Source organism: Streptomyces corchorusii (assembly GCF_001514055.1).
Classification (GTDB): Bacteria; Actinomycetota; Actinomycetes; order Streptomycetales; family Streptomycetaceae; genus Streptomyces; species Streptomyces olivaceoviridis.
On record NZ_KQ948355.1, the window covers coordinates 595,700 to 613,892 of the forward strand.

Consider the following 18,193-nt stretch of genomic DNA (forward strand, 5'->3'; position numbering starts at 1 on the left):
TATAAGGACGTGAAAGCCGAATCAGGGAGAGACCATGCAACCGTTCACGCTCAACTACGCGCGGCCCGCGGTGCAGTTGGACGTCACCGCTCCGTATGCGTACGACTCCGGACTCCAGTTGAACGTCCTCCCGGACGGGCGGATCGCCGCCACCGACCACGCGACCCTCAGAGCACTCGGGACCACGACCTCGACCGCCGGTTCCAAGACGCACTTCGACGACTGAACCGCGGGCCTTTTCAGATGACCGTGCTCATCCTGACCAGTGAAGAGGACGTGACGGCGGACATGGTGGTCCTCCGGCTGGGCGAGGCGGGCGTGCCCGTCGTCCGGCTCGACCCCGCCGACCTCACCAACGGGGTGGCGCTGTCGGGCGAGTACGTGCGAGGCGCCTGCCGGGGACATCTGTCCGTCGGCGGGCGCCTGGTGAGCATGAACGGCCTGCGCTCCGTCTGGGTGCGCAGGCCGGGCGACCCGGCCGCCCGCGCCGCCCACCCGTCCGCCTGGCTGACCGAGGAGTCGTCGCAGGCGCTGTACGGCATGCTGCGCTGCACCGACGCCCGCTGGATGAACCACCCGGACGCCGCGCGCCGGGCCCGGCACAAGCCCTGGCAGCTGCGTCTGGCCCAGCGCAGCGGCCTCGCGGTGCCGGCCACGCTCATCACGACGTTCCCCCAGGCGGCGCGGGAGTTCGCGGAGCGCTTCCCGGACCTGGTGGTCAAGCCGGTCTCCGGGGCGCACCCGCAGGAGCCGCCCAGGGCGGTGCCGACCAGCCGGGTCGCGCCGGACGCCGACTTCACGGCGGTCGCCTTCGGCCCGACCCTGCTGCAACGGCGGATCGCCAAGCGGGCCGACATCCGGCTCACCGTCGTCGGCGAGGCGCTGCTGGCCGCGCGCAAGCCCGCCGACCCGGACGCCCATCCGGACGACGTGGACGTCCGCTTCGCCCCGTCGGTCTCCCCCTGGCTGCCCGCCGAGGTGCCGCCGCGGGTCGCCGAGGGCGTGCTGCGCTACATGGCGGGTGCGGAACTGGCGTACGGCGCCTTCGACTTCGCGGAGGGCGCCGACGGGATCTGGTGGTTCCTGGAGTGCAACCAGTCCGGCCAGTTCGGCTTCGTGGAGATGGACACCGGTCAGCCGATCGCCGCGACCATCGCCCAGTGGCTGGCCGAAGAAGGCGATGCCGGCCGCGGGTGTGCGGACGGCGACCGGAGCACGGCATCGTGAGGGTGCCGGGATCGGTTCGGAGAAAGGAACGCGACATGCGCATCGGACTGCTGGGAACGGGCCCGTGGGCCAAGGCGGCGTACGCCCCCGCCCTCGCCGGGCACACCGGCCTGGAGTTCGCCGGGGTGTGGGGGCGCCGGCCGGAGGCGGCCACGGAGCTCGCGGAGCAGTACGGCGTGGCCGCGTACGCCGACGTGGACGCGCTGCTGGCCGACGTGGACGCGGTGGCGGTGGCCCTGCCGCCGTCCGTGCAGGCCGAGTTGGCGGTGCGGGCGGCGCAGGCGGGCCGCCATCTGCTGCTGGACAAGCCGCTGGCGGTGACGGTCGCCGAGGGGCGGGCCGTCGTGCGGGCGGTGGAGAAGGCCGGGGTGGCGTCGGTGGTGTTCTTCACCGCGCGCTTCCAGAAGGAGCCGGAGGCCTGGATAGACGAACAGGCGGCCGTGGCGGGCTGGTTCACGGCGCGGGCACAGTGGCTGGGGGCGGTGTTCACGAGCGACAGCCCGTTCGCGGCCTCGCCCTGGCGGCGGGAGAAGGGCGCGCTGTGGGACGTCGGCCCGCACGCCCTGTCGGTGCTGCTGCCGGTCCTCGGCGACGTACGGCAGGTCGTGGCGGCGGCGCACGGCCCCGCGGACACGGTGCACCTGGTGCTCGACCACTCCACCGGCGCGTCGAGCACCCTCACGCTGAGCCTGACCGCCCCGCCGGCGGCGGCCGGGGCCGATGTGGAACTGCGCGGCGAGGCGGGCGTGACGCTCCTGCCGGGGAGTTCCGAGGGAGCGGTCCCCGCGCTCTCCCGGGCCGCCGACGCGCTGGTGCGGGCGGCCCGTACGGGCCGGCCGCACCCCTGCGACGCCGCGTTCGGCCTCCGGGTCACCGAGATCCTGGCCACGGCGGAGGCACGGCTGGCGGACGGCAGGGGATGACCGGCCGCGGCGCCGGGCAGGGGGCCGGTCCCGCTCCCCGGCGCCGCGGGTCACCGCGCCCTCAGCGCGTCACCCGGCCGTGGCCTCGTGGTCGGTCCAGTAGTTGACGCGTTCGCGTACGACGGGATAGCCGGCCCTGGTGAAGTGCGCGGCCATCGGGACGTTGCCCTGGTCGGTGGCGGCGGCGATGAACTCGGCGCCCTGTCCGACCAGGAAGTGGGTGCACTCGACGAGCAGGTCGTAGGCGTAGCCGTGGCCCCGGTGCTCCGGCACCACGCCGATGAAGGCCACGCACGGACCGCCGGGGTTGCGCGCCGGGATGTGGATGCCGACCGGGTCGCCCTGCGGGGTGCGCGCGATCTGCCACCATTCGCGCGGTGACGGGAACCAGCGCAGGATCTCCAGGTCCTCCCGGGCCGCCTGGTCCACGCCTCCCCGCTCGATGGCCCGGCGGGCGTGGGCGTCGAGCGTGCCGGCGTTGATGCGGCGCAGCAGGTCGAGGAACACGTCGTCGTCCGGTTCGGCGGTGAACAGGAGTCGTCCGGGCCGCTCGGGCAGTCCCCGGTCCGGGGTCCAGCGGTAGAGGAAGCGCTGCACCAGGGGCGTGTAGCCGGCCTGGCGGGCGGCACTCTCCCGGACGGCCACCGCGTCCCGTCGCAGCGGGTCGTCGCGCCAGCCGGTGGGCAGGTCGAGTTCGAGTTCGGGTGTTGTCCAGGGCGCCGTCCGCAGCAGCTCGGCACCCGCCTCCTCCTCGCCCTCGGCGACGTCGAACCAGTTGATCACGAGCGGCTCGGGGTCCTCGGGGCGGCCCCACCAGGCGGCGCGCGCCACGGTACGGCCGTCGCGCAGGGCGATGCGCTGCCAGTCGGGGCGGTAGTGGGTGCCGCGGTGCTTCTCGCTCAGCGCGAGCGGGTCGGGCATGGTGCGGAAAAGGTGGGCACTGCTCTCGTCGAGCGTGCGGATGACCACGTCGGTCAAGGAATCCTCCGGGATGCGTACGGTGTGCGCGCTCCCGGTCGGATCAGACGTGACACGCCCGCGGCACGGGGAGGGGGGAGCGCTGGATGGTGGTGGTCCACATGACACTCGCCTCCTTCGTCCGTCCGTCTCGGGCGTGATGATCACAGGCTAGGGGTTCGGCCGACCGGGGTCCACCCCTTTTCCGAGGGGCGTCCCCGCGCGGCATGCCGCGGGTTCCTCCGCGCGGCGCGGTCCGCCGGGAGCGGCGTAACTTGGGGATGTGGAGTCGGTGCGCGGCCGGTCGCCGCGCGGGGACCGGGAGGACCGGGGCTGGCTGCGGGGCGCGCCGCCGCCGTGGTGGATCCGCGTGCTGCCCGTGCTGCTGCTCGCGGCCGTCGGCTCGGCCACGCTGGTCACGTCGCACGCCCGCGATCTCGGCTTCCTGCTGGGCGCCATCCCGCCGCTGGCGGTCCTGTCCTACGGCCCGGTGACGACCGGTCTGCTCGGTGTGGGCGCGATCGTGGTGCTGAACGTCCCGGCCACCCATCTGAACCTCCCCGGCAGCACGGATGTGCTCACCATCGCGTTCGTGGCCGCGCTGAGCGTGTTCGTGTCCTATGTGCGCAGCCACCGGGACGCCCAGCTCGACACCGAGCGGGCGATCGGCGAGGCGGTGCAGCGGGCCGTGCTGCCGCCGCTGCCGGACCGGGTCGGGCGGGTCGGGTGCGCGTCCTTCTACCGGGCCGCGCAGGACGGGACGCTGGTGGGCGGCGACTTCTTCGACGTGCGGGAGGGGCCGTGCGGCGTGCGCGCGGTGATGGGTGACGTGCGGGGGCACGGGCTGGCCGCGGTCGCGACGGTGGTGTCGCTGCTGGGGGCGTTCCGGGAGGCCGCCCTGGACCAGCCGGACCTGGAGTCGGTGGCCGCCCGGCTGGACCGCCGGCTCGCGGCGGACACGGCGGACGCCCGGGACGGGGAGCTGTTCGCGACGGTCCTGCTGCTGGAGTTCGCGACGGACACGGCCGCGGTCCGGCTGGTGGCCTGCGGTCATCCGGTGCCGGTCCTGCTGCACGAGGGACGGGCCCGGGAGGTGACCGTCGCGCCCGGTCCGCCGCTGGGCATCGGGCTCCTGGGGGTCGATCCGCCGAAGGGGGCCACCGTGGCGCTCGGACCGGGCGACCGGCTGTTCCTGGCCTCCGACGGTGTGTGGGAGGCGCGGGACGGCACCGGCGCCTTCTATCCGCTGCCGCAGCGGCTGGCCGCCCTGTCCGGGACCCCGTCCGCCGAGCTGCCCGGCGCGGTGTGGGCGGACCTGGCCCGGCGGCGGTACGCGATCCGCGACGACGTCACCATGCTGGTGCTGACGCCTGGGCCGCCCGCCGGCTGACCCCGTCGTCCCCGCCGGTCAGCCCACGTCCCACAGGAAGCGGTGGGTGTGGATGCCGAAGTACGGGAAGGACCGGATCTCGCGGACGCCCTCGATGGGGCGCACCACGTCGTTGACGAAGTCGAGCAGCGCTTTCGGGCCGGGTGCGACCACCTCGGCGAAGAGGTCGAAACCGCCCGAGGTGAGCACCGAGTAGACGACCTCGGGGCGCTCGGCGAGGGTGTCGGCGACGCTCCGGGGGTCGCCGTCGACGCCGATGCCGAGCAGGGCCATGGCCTGTCCGCCCATGGCCATCGGGTCGGTGACGCCGACCACCTGGACCGTCTTGGAGTCCAGCAGCCGTTGCAGCCGCTGCCGGGCCGCCGAGGCGGACAGCCCGACCTTGGGGCCGAGGTCGGAGTAGGCGATACGGCCGTCGGTCTGGAGTTCGCGCAGGATGGCCCGGTCGATGTCGTCCATGTCCTTCATCCCGTCCGGCTCTCTTCCTCAGGCGGCCAGTTCGGCGAGCGCGGCGGCGAACACCTCGGTGTGGGTGTCGACGTCCCGCTCGGTGGTGTCCGGGCACATCAGCGCCATGTTGTGGAACGGGGTCAGCAGGATGCCCCGGTTGGCGAGGTAGAGGTGCAGGAAGTCCTCCAGCTCCGGGTCGGAGGCCGCCGCGGACTCGGTGCCGGTGCGGGGGGCCGGGGAGGTGAAGCGGTACTCGGTGCGGGCGCCGAGCCGGCTGACCGACCAGGGCAGCCGGTGCGCCTCGATCCCCGCCCGGACACCCGCCTCGAACCGCTCGGCCAGGGTCGCCATCCGGGCGAACGCCTCGTCGGTCAGCACGTGCTCCAGGGTGGCGCGGGTGGCCGCGACCGACAGCGCGTTGCCCGCGAGGGTGCCGCCGACGCCGCCCATGTCGACGAGATCCAGGTCGGTGCGGCCGAGCAGCCGGTCGGCGAGTTCGGCGGAGAGCCCGTAGGCGCCGGCCGGGATGCCGCCGCCGATCGCCTTGCCGATGGTGAGCAGGTCGGGTTCCAGGTCCCAGGCGGCCGTGCAGCCGCCGGGCCCGGCGGAGAAGGTGTGCGTCTCGTCGTTGATGAGCAGGGCGCCGTACCGCCGGGTCAGCTCGCGGACGCCGGTGAGGTAGCCGGGTTCGGGCAGCACGATGCCGATGTTGGTGAGGGCGGGCTCCATCAGTACGGCGGCGACGTCACCGTAGGCCAGTTCCCGCTCCAGCCCGGCGAGGTCGTTGAACTCGGCGACCCTGCTGGTCAGCGTCACGTCGCAGGGCGCGCCGACGTTGCCGGGGCGGGCGGTGCCGGTGCCGTCCGGGCCGGTGACGATCAGCGACTCGTCCACGCTGCCGTGGTAGCAGTAGCTGTTGACGAGGATCTTCGGCCGGCCGGTGACGGCCCGGGCGAGCCGGATCGCCCAGCGGTTGGCGTCGGTGGCGGTGAGGGAGAAGCTCCAGCGGGCCAGGCCGAAGCGCCGGGTCAGTTCGGCGCCGACCCACTCGGCGTCCTCGGTGGGCAGCATGGCGGTGGCCCCGCCCAGTTCGGCGTACCGGTGGTGCACCGCCTCGGTGACGGGGGCGGGTGAGTGGCCGGCCATCGCGCCGGTGTCGCCGAGGCAGAAGTCGATGTACGCGTGCCCGTCGATGTCGGTGACCCGGGCGCCGCGCGCTCCGGCCAGGTAGCGCGGAAAGGCACCGGCGGTCTTGTTCATCCAGGTCATCGGCACCCGGCCGAAGAGGTGGTCGGCGCGCGCGTACGCCGCCCGGGAGCGCGGGTTGCGGCGTTCGGCCTCGGCGCTCTCGCGGGCCAGAAGGGCGGGCAGACGCGTGCGGTCCATGGGACACCTCGACAGGGACGGGGAGGGAATGCCGCGAGCGTACGACGGAAACAATGCCGATCTCAAGGGCTGACACTCGATTCGATTGCCACCTTGCACGAATCGCGCGCGCCAGGTTCTCTCCCTACCCCGGACGGGTGACGCGTCCCCGTGCCTCGGCTGACGAACCGGCGCGCGGAATTCGAACGTCCCGCCTCAAACGCCAGGGCGCGCCACCCCTTCCGCCACATAGAAATATCTACAACCATGCATATGCCGGGTTGGCGTGCGAACGCACGAAGTGCCCGGTCGCGGTCGTTCCCTGCGCTCGGGCAGGCGAGCGAGGACATCCGGAGCAGTGCATGACGAACACGATGTGGACGCGGGGCGTGGAGTGGCTGGCGGCGGCGTCGGCCGACCCGCGCGCCTGCAAATGGGAATGGGACCACGGCGAGGGCGTCGCACTGCTGGAGGCAGGCCGCTTCTGGGACGTGCTGAGCGTCCCCGACCGGCTGGGACTGCTCACCCTGGACCTGCTGTGGCGGCCCGGCCTGCCGGTGCCGGGGCCGACGCTGGTGGACACGGCGGCGGGGCGGGTCGGGTTCTTCCTCCCCCCGGACCCGTCCGGCGGCTGGATCGGCGCCGGGCTGCGGTACGCGACCAAGGGCTCCTGGGTCACCGCACCGCCGCCCTACCGGCCCGCGCGCTCTCTGGAGTGGCTCGTGCCGCCCGACGGCACCGGCGCGCTGCACGCGCCCGGCGTCCTGGAGGAGGCGCTGCAACAGGCCAACGGCACGCTGGCGGTGCTCACGCCGCTGTGCGGGCAGTACCGGTAGCGGTTCAGAGGTGCCTGGCCTCGCGCCGGGCGCCGCGGGTGCGGCCGGAGAGGGCCGCCCACAGCGCGTCGGGCTCGGCGGGGACGGTCCGCCCCTGCGCCCGCCACTCCGCGACGAGCCCGGCGTAGATCGGCTCCCCGGTACGGTCCATCTGGCGCAGCCGGCGCATCCGGTCCATGCGCTCCATCCGGTCCATCCAGTCCAAGCGGTTCATGCCGGGGCAACGCCCGGGACCCGCCACCGGTACGCCTCCCGCCGCCCGCTCACCGGGTCGGGTGACTCCATCGCCCGAACGAGTCCTTCCACCCGTCGGACAAGCATGACGTCGGTCCGGGGCGTCCTGGGCCGGGGGCGCTTCGTCCGGCGCGCGCCGCGTGCCGGGCGCTCCTATGCTGAGGTGGTCCGGGCTCCGACGTCCGCCCCGCGCACGGTGTCGCCGTCCACGTGCTTGGAGTCAGCCCATGCCGCCCACGTCCGCACGCCTGCGCCGGGGAGCCGTGGTCGCCGTGCTGGCGGGAACGCTGTGCGCGCCGCTCACGGCAGGGCCCGTACCGGCCGCGTCCGTCGCCGTCCCGCCCGGCCCGTCGGCCTCGGAACCCGACGTCCGCGCCCTCTCCCCCGCCGTGACCCGCCAACTGGACACGACCGTACGGCGGGTGATGCGCGAGGCGCACGTGCCGGGCGTGACCGTCGGCATCTGGACGCCGGGCCGGGAGGGTTACGTCCGCTCGTTCGGCGTCGCCGACAAGGCGACCGGCCGGAGGATGACGCCGGACCTGTACACGCGCATCGGCAGCGAGACGAAGACGTTCACCGTGACAGCGCTGCTGCAACTCGTGGACCAGGGAAAGGTCGGCCTCGACGACACGATCGGCACGTACGTCGGCGGCGTGCCCGACGGCGACCGGATCACGCTGCGCCAGCTGGCCGGCATGCGCAGCGGGCTGTTCAACTACTCGGAGGACGACGACTTCATCAAGGCGCTGACCTCGGACCCCCGACGCCCCTTCACACCGCGGCAGTTGCTCGACTACGCCTTCAGGCATCCGGTGCTGTTCCCGCCGGGCGAGAAGTTCTTCTACAGCAACACGAATCTCATTCTGCTCGGCCTGGTCGTGGAGAAGGAGAGCGGTCAGCATCTCGGGGACTACATCCGGCGGCACATCCTCGGCCCGGCCGGCATGAGGCACACGCTCTTCCCGCGGGGCAGCGGGTTCCCCGCCCCGCACGCGCAGGGCTACACCGACCAGACGGCGAACGGGAAGGTCGCCGACGCGGCCGACTGGAACCCGTCCTGGGGCTGGGCCGCCGGGGCGATGATCTCCACACTGGACGACCTGCGCGTCTGGGCGCCCACGGTCGCCACCGGCGAACTGCCCGGCGGCGGACGCCTGATCAGCCCCGCCGCGCAGAAGCAGCGCCTGATCACCCCGGCGACCCCGATCCCGGGCACCGGATACGGGCTGGGCATCTTCGACGTACAGGGCTGGATCGGTCACAACGGCTCCCTGCCCGGCTACGAGTCGCTGACCGTCTACCTCCCGGCGACGCGCACGACCCTCGTCGTCCTCCTCAACACCGACATCAACCACCGCGGCCAGGAACCGAGCACACTGTTCGGCCGGGCGGTCACGCAGATCATCTCCCCGCGACACGTCTTCGACCTGCCGGCCGCACCGGCGGCCGGATAGGGCCGGGAGAGGCCCTGACCGGCCGGGCGGTGCGGCGGACATGGCTCCGCCGACGGCCTGGGGGGGGTGGCCGCCGGCGGAGACGCCGCGCCCGGGGCGGGGGGAAGGCCCTGGGCGACTCAGAGGTCGGATGCCCCGGAATCCGGGAAGTACGCAGCCGAACTCCGGCTGATTCCCAGGGCCGGTCCGGTCAGGCCCGGCACACCCCGACCCACCACCGGAACTCCCCCGGTGCCCGGCCGCCCGAGGCGCCCCCGTGCGCCCCCTTCGTCGCCGTACCGCCCCTCACTCCGCCCCGGCGGTCCCCCCGCGCCTCATCCCGGCCGCCGCCAGGGCCGCGCCCAGGACGCAGAGCGTGCCGGTGAGGACCGCGGCGGTGTGCAGGCCGTTCATGAAAGCCCGTGCGCTGCCCTCGGTCACGGCCGCCCGGAGGGGGTTCGGCATGGTGCCGGAGACGGGGGCCACCCCCATCGCCACCGCGTCCTTGGCCTCGGCCAGCTTTCCGGCCAGGGCCTGCGGCACGCCCGCGCCGGTCAGCTCGGTCCGCAGCGTGGCGCCGACGCGGGCGCTGATGACGGAGACCAGCACGGAGGTGCCGAGGGCACCGCCGATCTGGAGGGTGGTGGCCTGGAGTCCGCCGGCCACGCCGCCGTCCCGTACCGGCGCGTTGCCGACGATCGCGTCGGAGGAGGCGGAGAGCACCATGCCGACGCCGAGGCCGAGCGCGACGAACGGCGGCCACACGGTGGCGTACGAGGAGTCGCCGGACCAGCTGAGCATGGCGAAGCAGGCCGCCGCCTGGAGCAGCATGCCGAGCGGCATGCAGAGGCGGGCGCCGAAGCGCTCGGTCAGGGCGGCGCCGAGCGGGGAGGCGACGAGCGAGGCGAGGCTCAACGGGAGGGTGCGGACCCCGGCCTGTACCGGCGTCAGGCCGCGCACGTTCTGCAAGTAGAGCATGACGAAGAAGATCACGCCCAGCATGACGAAGAAGTTGAGGGCGGTGATGACCGTGCCGACCGTCAGGTCCCGGCTGCGGAAGAGCCGCATCGGCAGCAGCGGGTGCTGGATACGGGTCTCGTGGCGGCCGAAGACGACGAGGAGGAGCAGACCGGCGAGGATCGCGCCCCATGTGCCGGCCGACGCCCAGCCCCAGGTCTCGCCCTTGACGACACCGAAGACGACGCTCAGCAGGCCGAGGGCGAGCAGGACGACCCCGGTGACGTCGAAGCGGTGGTGTCCGGTCGGGTTCTTCGACTGCGGCAGCACGAACGCGCTGAAGGCGCAGGCGAGTACGCCGATGGGCAGGTTGATGTAGAACACCGACTCCCAGCTCACGTTCTCCACCAGCAGACCGCCGGCGATCGGGCCGAGGGCCGTGGAGACGGCCGAGACCATCGCCCAGATGCCCACCGCCATGCCGAACCTGCGCGGCGGGAACACCGCCCGCAGCAGGCCGAGGGTGTTGGGCATGAGCAGGCCGCCGAAGACTCCCTGGAGCGCGCGGAAGGCGACGACGCCCGTGATGGAGCCGGACAGGCCGATGGCGACGGAGGAGAGCGCGAACCCGGCGACGCCGGTGAGGTAGAAGGTGCGCCGGCCGAACCGGTCGCCGAGCTTGCCGCCGAGGATGAGGGTGGCGGCGAGGGCGAGCAGGTAGGCGTTGGTCACCCACTGCAACTGGGCGGTGGACGCGTGCAGTTCGCGGCCGATCTCGGGGTTGGCGATCGCGACGACGGAGCCGTCGAGCTGGACCATGAACAGGCCGAAGGCGACCGCGCAGAGGGTGAGCCAGGGGTTGGAGCGCCGCCGGGCGGCGGCGGTGTCCGGCGCCGTGGGCGGCGCGGAAGACGCCGGAGACGCGGGCACGGCGGAGTGATCCACGGAGGTGGACGGCATGGAGAAGCCTCGTCTGGTGCAGGGGTGTGGTGGTGACGGCGGAGAACACCCACGACGGCCCGCGCCCCGGGGGCGGCGACGGCACGCACAGGCACCGGCGCCGTAGGGGGCTACGGCTCAGTGGGCAGCGGAACGGAGCCCGCGCGTCAGTGAGTGCAGAGCGCCGAGGGCCGAGCCCAGGGCGTCCATCTCGCCCTCGGTCAGCGAGAGCAGTGCCTCCGTGAGATGGGAGACCTGGAGGGCGCGCACCTCACCGAGGCGGCGCCGGGCCACGGCCGTCGGATGCAGGCGGACGGCACGCTTGTCGGTGCTGTCCGGCCGGCGCTCCAGCAGCCCCTGCTCGGTGAGCTGGGAGACCAGCGCGCTGACGTTGTTGGGCTTCATCAGCAGGGCGTCGGCGGCCTCGCGGACCGTGGCGCCCTCGTGCTCGGCGACGTGGCGCAGCAGGTTGAGGTGGCCCTCGGGCGGCTTGGGGAGGGCGTAGTCGCGGGCGACCAGCCGGTCCAGGGCCCGGTGCAGCGCGGGCAGGGCGTCGGCGAGCGCCGGGGCGACGCGGTCGACGTCCCGCTGGGGAGCGCTGGATCCGGGCAGAGAGGACACGACCGCAACGATAGGTATGACTTCATACCCATGTCAAACAGGTATGAGGTCATAGGTATCCGCCGGGCGCCCCGGGACGGCATAAGCTCGGCAGATGGCGAAGTACTTCGACGTGCACCCCGAGAACCCGCAGCCGCGCAGCATCGGCCAGGTCGCCGACGCGGTCCGCTCGGGGGCGCTCATCGCATACCCGACCGACTCCTGCTACGCGCTCGGCTGCCGGCTGGGCAGCCGGGACGGCATCGACCGGATCCGCTCCATCCGCAGGCTGGACCACCGGCACCACTTCACCCTGATGTGCCGGGACTTCGCACAGCTCGGTCAGTTCGTCCGGGTGGACAACGACGTCTTCCGGGCCGTGAAGGCGTCCACGCCGGGCAGCTACACGTTCATCCTGCCGGCCACCCGCGAGGTGCCGCGGATGCTCCAGCACCCGAAGAAGAAGACCGTGGGCGTGCGCATCCCCGACCACGTGGTCACCCAGGCGCTGCTGGCGGAGCTGGGTGAGCCGCTGCTGTCCAGCACGCTGCTGCTGCCGGACGAGGAGGAGCCGCTGACCCAGGGCTGGGAGATCAAGGACCGGCTCGACCATGTGGTGGACGCCGTGGTCGACTCGGGTGACTGCGGTACCGAGCCGACGACGGTGGTCGACTTCTCGGGCGGCGAGGCGGAGATCGTCCGACGGGGCGCCGGGGACACCAGCCGCTTCGAGTGAGACCGGGGACACCGGTCGGAGCCGGGTGAGCGCCGGGCGTGCACGCAGCACCGCAGGCACCGCTCAAGCCACGTGAACACCAGCCGCCCACGCGAGCCCCGGGGACACCGTGCGGAGCCGTGCGACCTCCAGCCCCGACACCACACCAGCCGACACCGCCCCGCACGCGAGCACCCGGGGCACCGGGTGCGCCGGACCTGATCTTGCGTGGCAGCATGGCCGTAGCCGCGGCGCCGGGCGGGCACCCGCCGTCCGCGCCATCCCCGAGGGAGGGCCTTCTCACCATGACCGATGTCCAGGCGACCGCCGTCGACATCCCCACCGAGGACGGCGTCGCCGACGCCTACCTCGTCCATCCGGCCGACGGCCGCCCCCGTCCGGCCGTGCTCTTCTACCAGGACGCCTACGGTCTGCGGCCGTACCTGCGCTCGATGGCCGACCGGCTCGCCGGCGCCGGTTACACGGTGCTGGTGCCGAACGTGTTCTACCGCCTGGGCCGGGCGCCGGTCCTCCGGCTGCCCGAGTTCATCGACCCGGCCGCCGACCCGACCCTCTGGGAGCGGCTCGGTCCGATCGTGGCCGGGCTGACGCCGGACCAGGTCAGGCGAGACGCGGACGCCTACCTGCGGTGGCTGGCCGACAGCCCGGTGGCGGCCGACGGCCCGGCCGCGCTGACCGGCTACTGCATGGGCGCCCGGCTCGTGCTGTGGACCGCGGGCGCCCACCCGGACCGGGTCGCGGCGGGGGCCGGCTTCCACGGCGGGCGCCTCGCCACCGACGACCCGGACAGCCCGCACCTCCAGGCCCCGCACATCACCGCGGAGCTCTACTTCGGGCACGCCGACGAGGACCCGTCGCTGCCCCCGGAGCAGGTGGCGCGCTTCGAGGAGGCGTTGACCGCCGCCGGAGTGCGGCACACCTGCGAGGTGTACGCCGGTGCCCACCACGGCTACACCCAGGCGGACACCCCGGCCTACGACCAGGAGGCCGACGAGCGGCACTGGGCGGCGCTGCTCGGTCTGCTCAAGCGCACGTTCTGACGCTGTCCGCGCGCACGCTCCGACGCCGGGCCCGGCGTCGGAGCGGTGGCGGACGCCGGGCCGATCTTGTCCATGTCATTGACATGCACCCGTCTGAGCATGAGTCTGAGAGCGCTCTCAAAGAGGTACGGACCAAGTCCGTACGACCCCGACCCCACACGGAGGTGGAGAGTGCCTCACAGGCGCACCCGCCGCGCGCTTCCCCGGCGCGCGCTCCCCCTGGCCGCCGCCGCGGCGCTGCTCGGCGGACTGCTCGCCCTCGGCGCACCGGAGCGTGCCGACGCCGCCGTCCCCGACACCATCCCGCTGAAGATCACCAACAACTCGGGCCGTTCCGAGCCGCTGTACCTCTACGACCTCGGTACCCAGCTGTCCTCGGGACGGCAGGGCTGGGCCGACGCGAGCGGCGCCTTCCACGCCTGGCCGGCGGGCGGCAATCCGCCGACTCCCGCACCGGACGCGGCGATACCCGGCCCGGCCGCCGGGCAGTCCACGACCATCCGCATCCCCAAGTTCTCCGGCCGCATCTACTTCTCGTACGGCCAGAAGCTCGACTTCCGGCTCACCACCGGCGGCTTGGTGCAGCCGGCCGTCCAGAACCCCTCCGACCCCAACCGGAACATCCTCTTCAACTGGTCGGAGTACACGCTCAACGACTCCGGGCTGTGGCTCAACAGCACCCAGGTGGACATGTTCTCGGCGCCGTACGCGGTCGGGGTGCAGCGGGCCGACGGCAGCGTCAGCAGCACCGGGCACCTGAAGTCCGGCGGCTGGAACGGCTTCTTCAACGCGCTCCGCGCGCAGCCGGGGGGCTGGGCGGGGCTGATCCAGACCCGCTCCGACGGCACCGTGCTGCGCGCGCTGTCCCCGCTGTACGGCGTGGAGACCGGCGCGCTGCCGGCGAACGCGATGGACGACTACGTGAACCGGGTCTGGCAGAAGTACACGACCTCGACCCTGACCGTCACGCCGTTCGCGGACCAGCCGAACACCAAGTACTACGGCCGTGTCTCGGGCAACGTCATGAACTTCACCAACTCCTCCGGCGCGGTCGTCACCAGCTTCCAGAAGCCCGACGCGTCCAGCATCTTCGGTTGCCACAAGCTGCTCGACGCGCCCAACGACCAGGTCCGCGGCCCCATCTCCCGTACGCTGTGCGCCGGTTTCAACCGGTCGACCCTGCTGGTGAACCCCAGCCAGCCGGACACCACGACGGCGAACTTCTACCGGGACGCGGTGACCAACCACTACGCGCGCGCGATCCACGCGCAGATGGCCGACGGGAAGGCGTACGCGTTCGCCTTCGACGACGTCGGCAACCAGGAGTCCCTGGTGCACGACGGCAATCCGCAGCAGGCGTATCTGACGCTGGATCCGCTGAGCTGACACGCGAGCGGTCCCGCACCCGGACGGCCGGGTGCGGGACCGCTGTCAGCAGGGCCGGCTCAGCCGGTCGTCAGGGCCGTGTCGTCCACGACGAAGCTGGTCTGGAGGGAGGAGTCCTCCACGCCGTTGAACTTCAGCGTGACCGTGGAGCCCGCCAGCGAGGACAGGTCGAAGGTCTTCTGGGTGTAGCCGGAGGCCGCGTTCAGGTTCGAGTAGGTCGCGAGGGTCTTCGAACCGGCGGTCACCGTCAGCTTGTCGTAGGCGGTGCTGCCGGACTCCGCGGTGTCGACGTGCAGGTAGAAGGTCAGGGTCGCCTTGCAGCCCGCGGGGATCGTCACCGACTGGGAGACGCTGTCGGTGTGCGAGGAGCCGTACCCGTCCAGCCACGCCTTGTAGGAGCCGCTGTGGGCCGCCTCGCCGCTGTCGGTGGTGATGACGCCGCTCGTCGAGGTCCAGCCGGTGCTGCCCGACTCGAAGCCGGGGTTGCTCAGCAGCTGGGTGGAGGTGCAGCCGCCGCCGGTCGCGCTGACCGTCCAGCCGAAGGTGGCGGTGCCGGTCGCGCCGGTGGAGTCGGTCACCGTGACGGTGGTGCTGGAGGTGCCCGCCGTGGTGGGCGTCCCCGAGATCAGACCGGTCGAGCTGTTGATCGACAGGCCGGCGGGCAGACCGGAGGCGCTGTAGGTCAGCGCGCCGCTGTTGGTGCTGCTCGCCTGGATCTGGAGGTTCACGGCAGTGCCGACGGTGGCGGACTGGCTGCCCGGGTTGGTGACCGTCACCCCGCTGCTCGGCGGGTTGATGTGGCTGCCGACGTTGATGCCGGCGAACGCGTTGCCCACCCCGGCGTACTGCGTGGAGTTGGTGCCGTACAGCGCGGCTGCCGCGTTGAGGGCGGCGGTGCGGGCGCCGGCGTAGTTGGTGCTGGACGTCATGTACGTCGTCAGCGCCTTGTACCAGATCTTCAGCGCGGCGTCGCGGCCGATGCCGGTGACGGCGACGCCGTCGGAGGTCGGGCTGTTGTAGGTCACGCCGTTGATGACCTTGGTGCCGCTGCCCTCGGACAGCAGGTAGAACATGTGGTTCGCCGGGCCCGAGGAGTAGTGCACGTCCAGGTTGCCGACGCCGGAGTACCAGCTGTCCGCCGAACCGCCGTCCTTGCTCGGCTTGTCCATGTACCGCAGCGGCGAGCCGTCGCCGTTGATGTCGATCTTCTCGCCGATGAGGTAGTCGCCGACGTCCTTGGAGTTGTTCGCGTAGAACTCCACGCCGGTGCCGAAGATGTCGCTGGTCGCCTCGTTCAGGCCGCCCGACTCACCGCTGTACTCCAGGCCGGCGGTGTTGGAGGTGACGCCGTGGCTCATCTCGTGGCCGGCCACGTCCAGCGAGGTCAGGGCGTGGGTGTTGCCCGAGCCGTCGCCGTAGGTCATGCAGAAGCAGCTGTCGTCCCAGAAGGCGTTGACGTAGCCGCTGCTGTAGTGGACGCGGCTGTAGGCGGCGACGCCGTCGTTGCGGATGCCGCTGCGCCCGAAGGTGTTCTTGTAGAAGTCCCAGGTCTCCTGCGCGCCGTAGGCGGCGTCGGCGCCGGCGGTCTGGGTGTTGGAGCCGGTTCCGTCGCCCCAGACGTCGTCGGCGTCGGTCATCAGGGTGCCGGTGCCGGAGGTGCCCCGGTTGAGGTTGTACGTCTTGTGACCGCCGCGCGTGGTGTCGTACAGCTGGTACGTCGAGCCCGACAGCGTGGTGTTCAGGGTGACGGTGCCGCTGTACTGGGTGTTGCCGGTGCCGGTCTTGACCGCCTGGTACCGGTACAGCTCCTTGCCGGTGGTGGCGTCGGTGATGACGTGCAACTGGCTGGGCGTGCCGTCGTCCTGGAGTCCGCCGACCACGGTCTCCCAGGCGAGCTTCAGGGTGCCGCCACCGGCCCAGATCACCTTGCGGGCGCTGTCGGTGGTGGGCTTCTCGGCGCGCAGGGTCTTCGCGGCCTTCAGTGCCGTGGTCGCGGCGGCGGCCTTGCTGACGGTCGCGGTGGTGGAACGCACCTTGATCGTGCGCTTGTTGTTGAAGGTGGTGCTCACGGTCCCCTTGGCCAGCGAGGCGGGCGGGGTGTGCACGACGAGGTCGCCGCCGAGGACGGGTAGCCCGGCGTACGTGCGCTCGTACCGCGTGTGCAGGGTGCCGTCGTTGTCCTTGACGACGTCCCTGACGACCAGCTTCTCCTGGGCGCCGAGGCCGAGGGCGCGGGCGGTCGTGGTGGTCTGCTGCTGGGCGCTCTTGATCAGCGCCTGGTGCTGGGCCGGGCTGAGCTTGGCCTCCAGACCGCCGGCGCGCAGCGGGCTGGGGTGGACGGCGGCCGGTGCGGCGGTCGCCGGAACCGCCTGGAGGCCGACGGCGAGGAAGGCCGCGGTGGAGACCAGGGCGGCTCCGACCGTGGCCCGCTTGTGGGGAAGGGATCTGTGGGGTCTCACTCGTACTCCTCCTGCTGCGACCGCCGGTCGGCGGCCGGTGACAGACGGGCAGACGGGGCTGCTGCCCGGGGTGAGCTGAGCTGTGCGGGGCCGTGATCCAGAAACGGGTGGGGTGGATCGGCGTGCTGAGGGAGCTTGACAGCATTGACCGAGCCATGTCACCTCGTGGCGGGTCAATCGAGGGTTTTCCCTATCGGCCCGCGAGCGCGAACAGGGAGGTGGCACAGGGGCCTTGGGGCATGGGTCGGGGGCGGCGGAATCCATGCCCTGGCTGAAGCGAGGGGCACGATCCTGACCGATCCGGCCACGGCGCCCGCGTCGGCGGCGCACCCCCCGCACCCGGCCCGCGTCCGGAACCACTGGCTCGGCGGCACGGACACCTGCCCGGTCGACGCGCGGGCCGGCGACGCGTACGCCGCCGTCTTCCCCGGCATCGCCGCCATCGCCCGCGGCAGCCGCGCCGTCCTGCGCCGCACCATCACCCACCGGGTCCGCGAGGCGGGCGTCCGGCAGTTCCTGGACGTCGGCACCGGCCTGCCGACCGCCGGGAACACCCATGAGGTCGCCCAGCGGCTCGCACCCGAGTCACGGATTGTGTACGTCGGCGACGACCCGATGCTCCCGGCCCCCGCCCGGACGCTGCTGCGCTCCTCCCCGAGGGCTCGACCCGCCTGCGTCGACGCCGACGCCACCGACCCGGACCGCGTCCTCGCCGCCACCGCGAAGACGCTGGACCCGGCCCGGCCGACCGGGCTCGTCCCCGGCGACGTCCTGGGCCATGTCGCCGGCCACGACCAGGCCCGCTCCATCGTCGACCGGCTGATGGCCGCCCTGCCACCGGGCAGCCACCTCTGCGTCGACGCCGGGTCGTCGGGCATCGACCCGGCCTTCGAGCAGGCCCAGTGAGGTCTAGCCGTGCCCCCCGGCACCGGCGCTGTCACAGGCGCACGGTCAGCTCCACGGCCACCTCGTCGCCCACCGCGAGCCCTTCCGGCGTGCGCACCGCCTTCTTCAGCGGGAGCAGGTACGTGCCGTCCTTCGGGAAGAGCGAGGTGGCGAAGTCGGTTCCGCCGATCCTGGCCGTGACGGGGATCGCGCCCCAGCCGTAGGTGGCCTGGGCGGCCACCTCGCCGATGTCCGCGGATTCCTGGTCGGGCACGGCGACGAAGTAGTACGGCGACGGTCCCCGCCACTCGACGACCCGGCCGGCGAAGGAGAGTTCCATGCGATCCGTTTCCGTTCGAGAGGAGGGTGCGCG

The 18,193-nt window shown here is 72.7% G+C and carries 17 protein-coding genes and 1 pseudogene; 10 read left to right on the plus strand and 8 right to left on the minus strand.

All coding sequences use genetic code 11. From position 1 onward, the window contains the following. Positions 1-34 precede the first annotated feature (34 nt). The 3 genes from tgmA to AQJ11_RS15310 are packed head-to-tail and all read left to right on the plus strand — an operon-like array spanning position 35 to position 2,150. Complete coding sequence (gene tgmA, locus AQJ11_RS15300; RefSeq protein WP_014670659.1) at positions 35-226, plus strand: putative ATP-grasp-modified RiPP; 192 nt, start codon at positions 35-37, stop codon at positions 224-226. 17 nt (positions 227-243) lie between these two features. Then, positions 244-1,227 (plus strand): ATP-grasp ribosomal peptide maturase, encoded by a 984-nt coding sequence (tgmB, locus tag AQJ11_RS15305; RefSeq protein WP_059263412.1) that lies wholly within the window; start codon positions 244-246, stop codon positions 1,225-1,227. A 35-nt stretch (positions 1,228-1,262) separates the two neighbouring features. Then, complete coding sequence (locus AQJ11_RS15310) at positions 1,263-2,150, plus strand: Gfo/Idh/MocA family protein (protein ID WP_059263413.1); 888 nt, start codon at positions 1,263-1,265, stop codon at positions 2,148-2,150. Between the two features lie 69 nt (positions 2,151-2,219). Here AQJ11_RS15310 and AQJ11_RS15315 read toward each other — a convergent pair whose 3' ends face one another. Then, a complete protein-coding gene (locus tag AQJ11_RS15315; RefSeq protein ID WP_059263414.1) occupies positions 2,220-3,128 on the minus strand; it encodes a GNAT family N-acetyltransferase in 909 nt (302 codons plus the stop codon). 262 nt (positions 3,129-3,390) lie between these two features. On the opposite strand from AQJ11_RS15315, the gene AQJ11_RS15320 reads away from it, so the two are divergent. Further along, positions 3,391-4,497: a PP2C family protein-serine/threonine phosphatase gene (locus AQJ11_RS15320; protein WP_059263415.1), complete on the plus strand. Its 1,107-nt coding sequence runs from the start codon at positions 3,391-3,393 to the stop codon at positions 4,495-4,497. A gap of 18 nt (positions 4,498-4,515) precedes the next feature. On the opposite strand, the gene AQJ11_RS15325 is transcribed toward AQJ11_RS15320, so the two are convergent. After that, on the minus strand, positions 4,516-4,956 hold the full coding sequence (locus AQJ11_RS15325; RefSeq protein ID WP_059263486.1) for an Lrp/AsnC family transcriptional regulator: 441 nt from the start codon (positions 4,954-4,956) through the stop codon (positions 4,516-4,518). A 27-nt stretch (positions 4,957-4,983) separates the two neighbouring features. Next, the gene (locus AQJ11_RS15330; protein WP_079082319.1) at positions 4,984-6,333 is read right to left on the minus strand and encodes a transaminase; all 1,350 of its coding nucleotides are present in this window, start codon (positions 6,331-6,333) and stop codon (positions 4,984-4,986) included. 341 nt (positions 6,334-6,674) lie between these two features. Here AQJ11_RS15330 and AQJ11_RS15335 point away from each other — a divergent pair, with 341 nt between their 5' ends. Next, complete coding sequence (locus AQJ11_RS15335; protein WP_014670666.1) at positions 6,675-7,148, plus strand: hypothetical protein; 474 nt, start codon at positions 6,675-6,677, stop codon at positions 7,146-7,148. A gap of 4 nt (positions 7,149-7,152) precedes the next feature. Here the strand turns inward: AQJ11_RS15335 and AQJ11_RS15340 are convergent, their stop codons facing one another. Next, a complete protein-coding gene (locus AQJ11_RS15340; protein ID WP_229917704.1) occupies positions 7,153-7,362 on the minus strand; it encodes a hypothetical protein in 210 nt (69 codons plus the stop codon). Between the two features lie 247 nt (positions 7,363-7,609). Here AQJ11_RS15340 and AQJ11_RS15345 point away from each other — a divergent pair, with 247 nt between their 5' ends. After that, the gene (locus AQJ11_RS15345) at positions 7,610-8,839 is read left to right on the plus strand and encodes a serine hydrolase domain-containing protein (RefSeq protein WP_059263417.1); all 1,230 of its coding nucleotides are present in this window, start codon (positions 7,610-7,612) and stop codon (positions 8,837-8,839) included. A 285-nt stretch (positions 8,840-9,124) separates the two neighbouring features. Here the strand turns inward: AQJ11_RS15345 and AQJ11_RS15350 are convergent, their stop codons facing one another. Together AQJ11_RS15350 and AQJ11_RS15355 are read right to left on the minus strand one after the other, a co-directional pair. Continuing rightward, positions 9,125-10,735 (minus strand): MFS transporter, encoded by a 1,611-nt coding sequence (locus AQJ11_RS15350; protein ID WP_059263418.1) that lies wholly within the window; start codon positions 10,733-10,735, stop codon positions 9,125-9,127. A gap of 117 nt (positions 10,736-10,852) precedes the next feature. Next, positions 10,853-11,326, minus strand: coding sequence for a MarR family winged helix-turn-helix transcriptional regulator (locus AQJ11_RS15355; protein ID WP_208616523.1), 474 nt, complete (start codon positions 11,324-11,326; stop codon positions 10,853-10,855). A 103-nt stretch (positions 11,327-11,429) separates the two neighbouring features. On the opposite strand from AQJ11_RS15355, the gene AQJ11_RS15360 reads away from it, so the two are divergent. From AQJ11_RS15360 to AQJ11_RS15370, 3 genes are all read left to right on the plus strand, one after another. Continuing rightward, positions 11,430-12,050, plus strand: coding sequence for an L-threonylcarbamoyladenylate synthase (locus AQJ11_RS15360; RefSeq protein WP_059263420.1), 621 nt, complete (start codon positions 11,430-11,432; stop codon positions 12,048-12,050). Positions 12,051-12,334: 284 nt separating this feature from the next. Further along, positions 12,335-13,090, plus strand: a complete 756-nt coding sequence (locus AQJ11_RS15365) for a dienelactone hydrolase family protein (RefSeq protein WP_059263421.1) — start codon at positions 12,335-12,337, stop codon at positions 13,088-13,090. Positions 13,091-13,261: 171 nt separating this feature from the next. Further along, entirely contained in the window at positions 13,262-14,476 is a 1,215-nt protein-coding gene (locus AQJ11_RS15370; RefSeq protein WP_014670673.1) for a glycoside hydrolase family 64 protein, read from the plus strand. A 59-nt stretch (positions 14,477-14,535) separates the two neighbouring features. On the opposite strand, the gene AQJ11_RS15375 is transcribed toward AQJ11_RS15370, so the two are convergent. Further along, on the minus strand, positions 14,536-16,935 hold the full coding sequence (locus AQJ11_RS15375) for a M4 family metallopeptidase (protein ID WP_059263422.1): 2,400 nt from the start codon (positions 16,933-16,935) through the stop codon (positions 14,536-14,538). A gap of 291 nt (positions 16,936-17,226) precedes the next feature. Here AQJ11_RS15375 and AQJ11_RS15380 point away from each other — a divergent pair. Beyond that, a pseudogene (locus AQJ11_RS15380) lies at positions 17,227-17,838 on the plus strand (SAM-dependent methyltransferase); the annotation flags it as partial. 34 nt (positions 17,839-17,872) lie between these two features. On the opposite strand, the gene AQJ11_RS15385 reads toward AQJ11_RS15380, so the two are convergent. Then, positions 17,873-18,160 (minus strand): DUF1905 domain-containing protein, encoded by a 288-nt coding sequence (locus tag AQJ11_RS15385; RefSeq protein WP_014670677.1) that lies wholly within the window; start codon positions 18,158-18,160, stop codon positions 17,873-17,875. Positions 18,161-18,193: the final 33 nt, after the last annotated feature.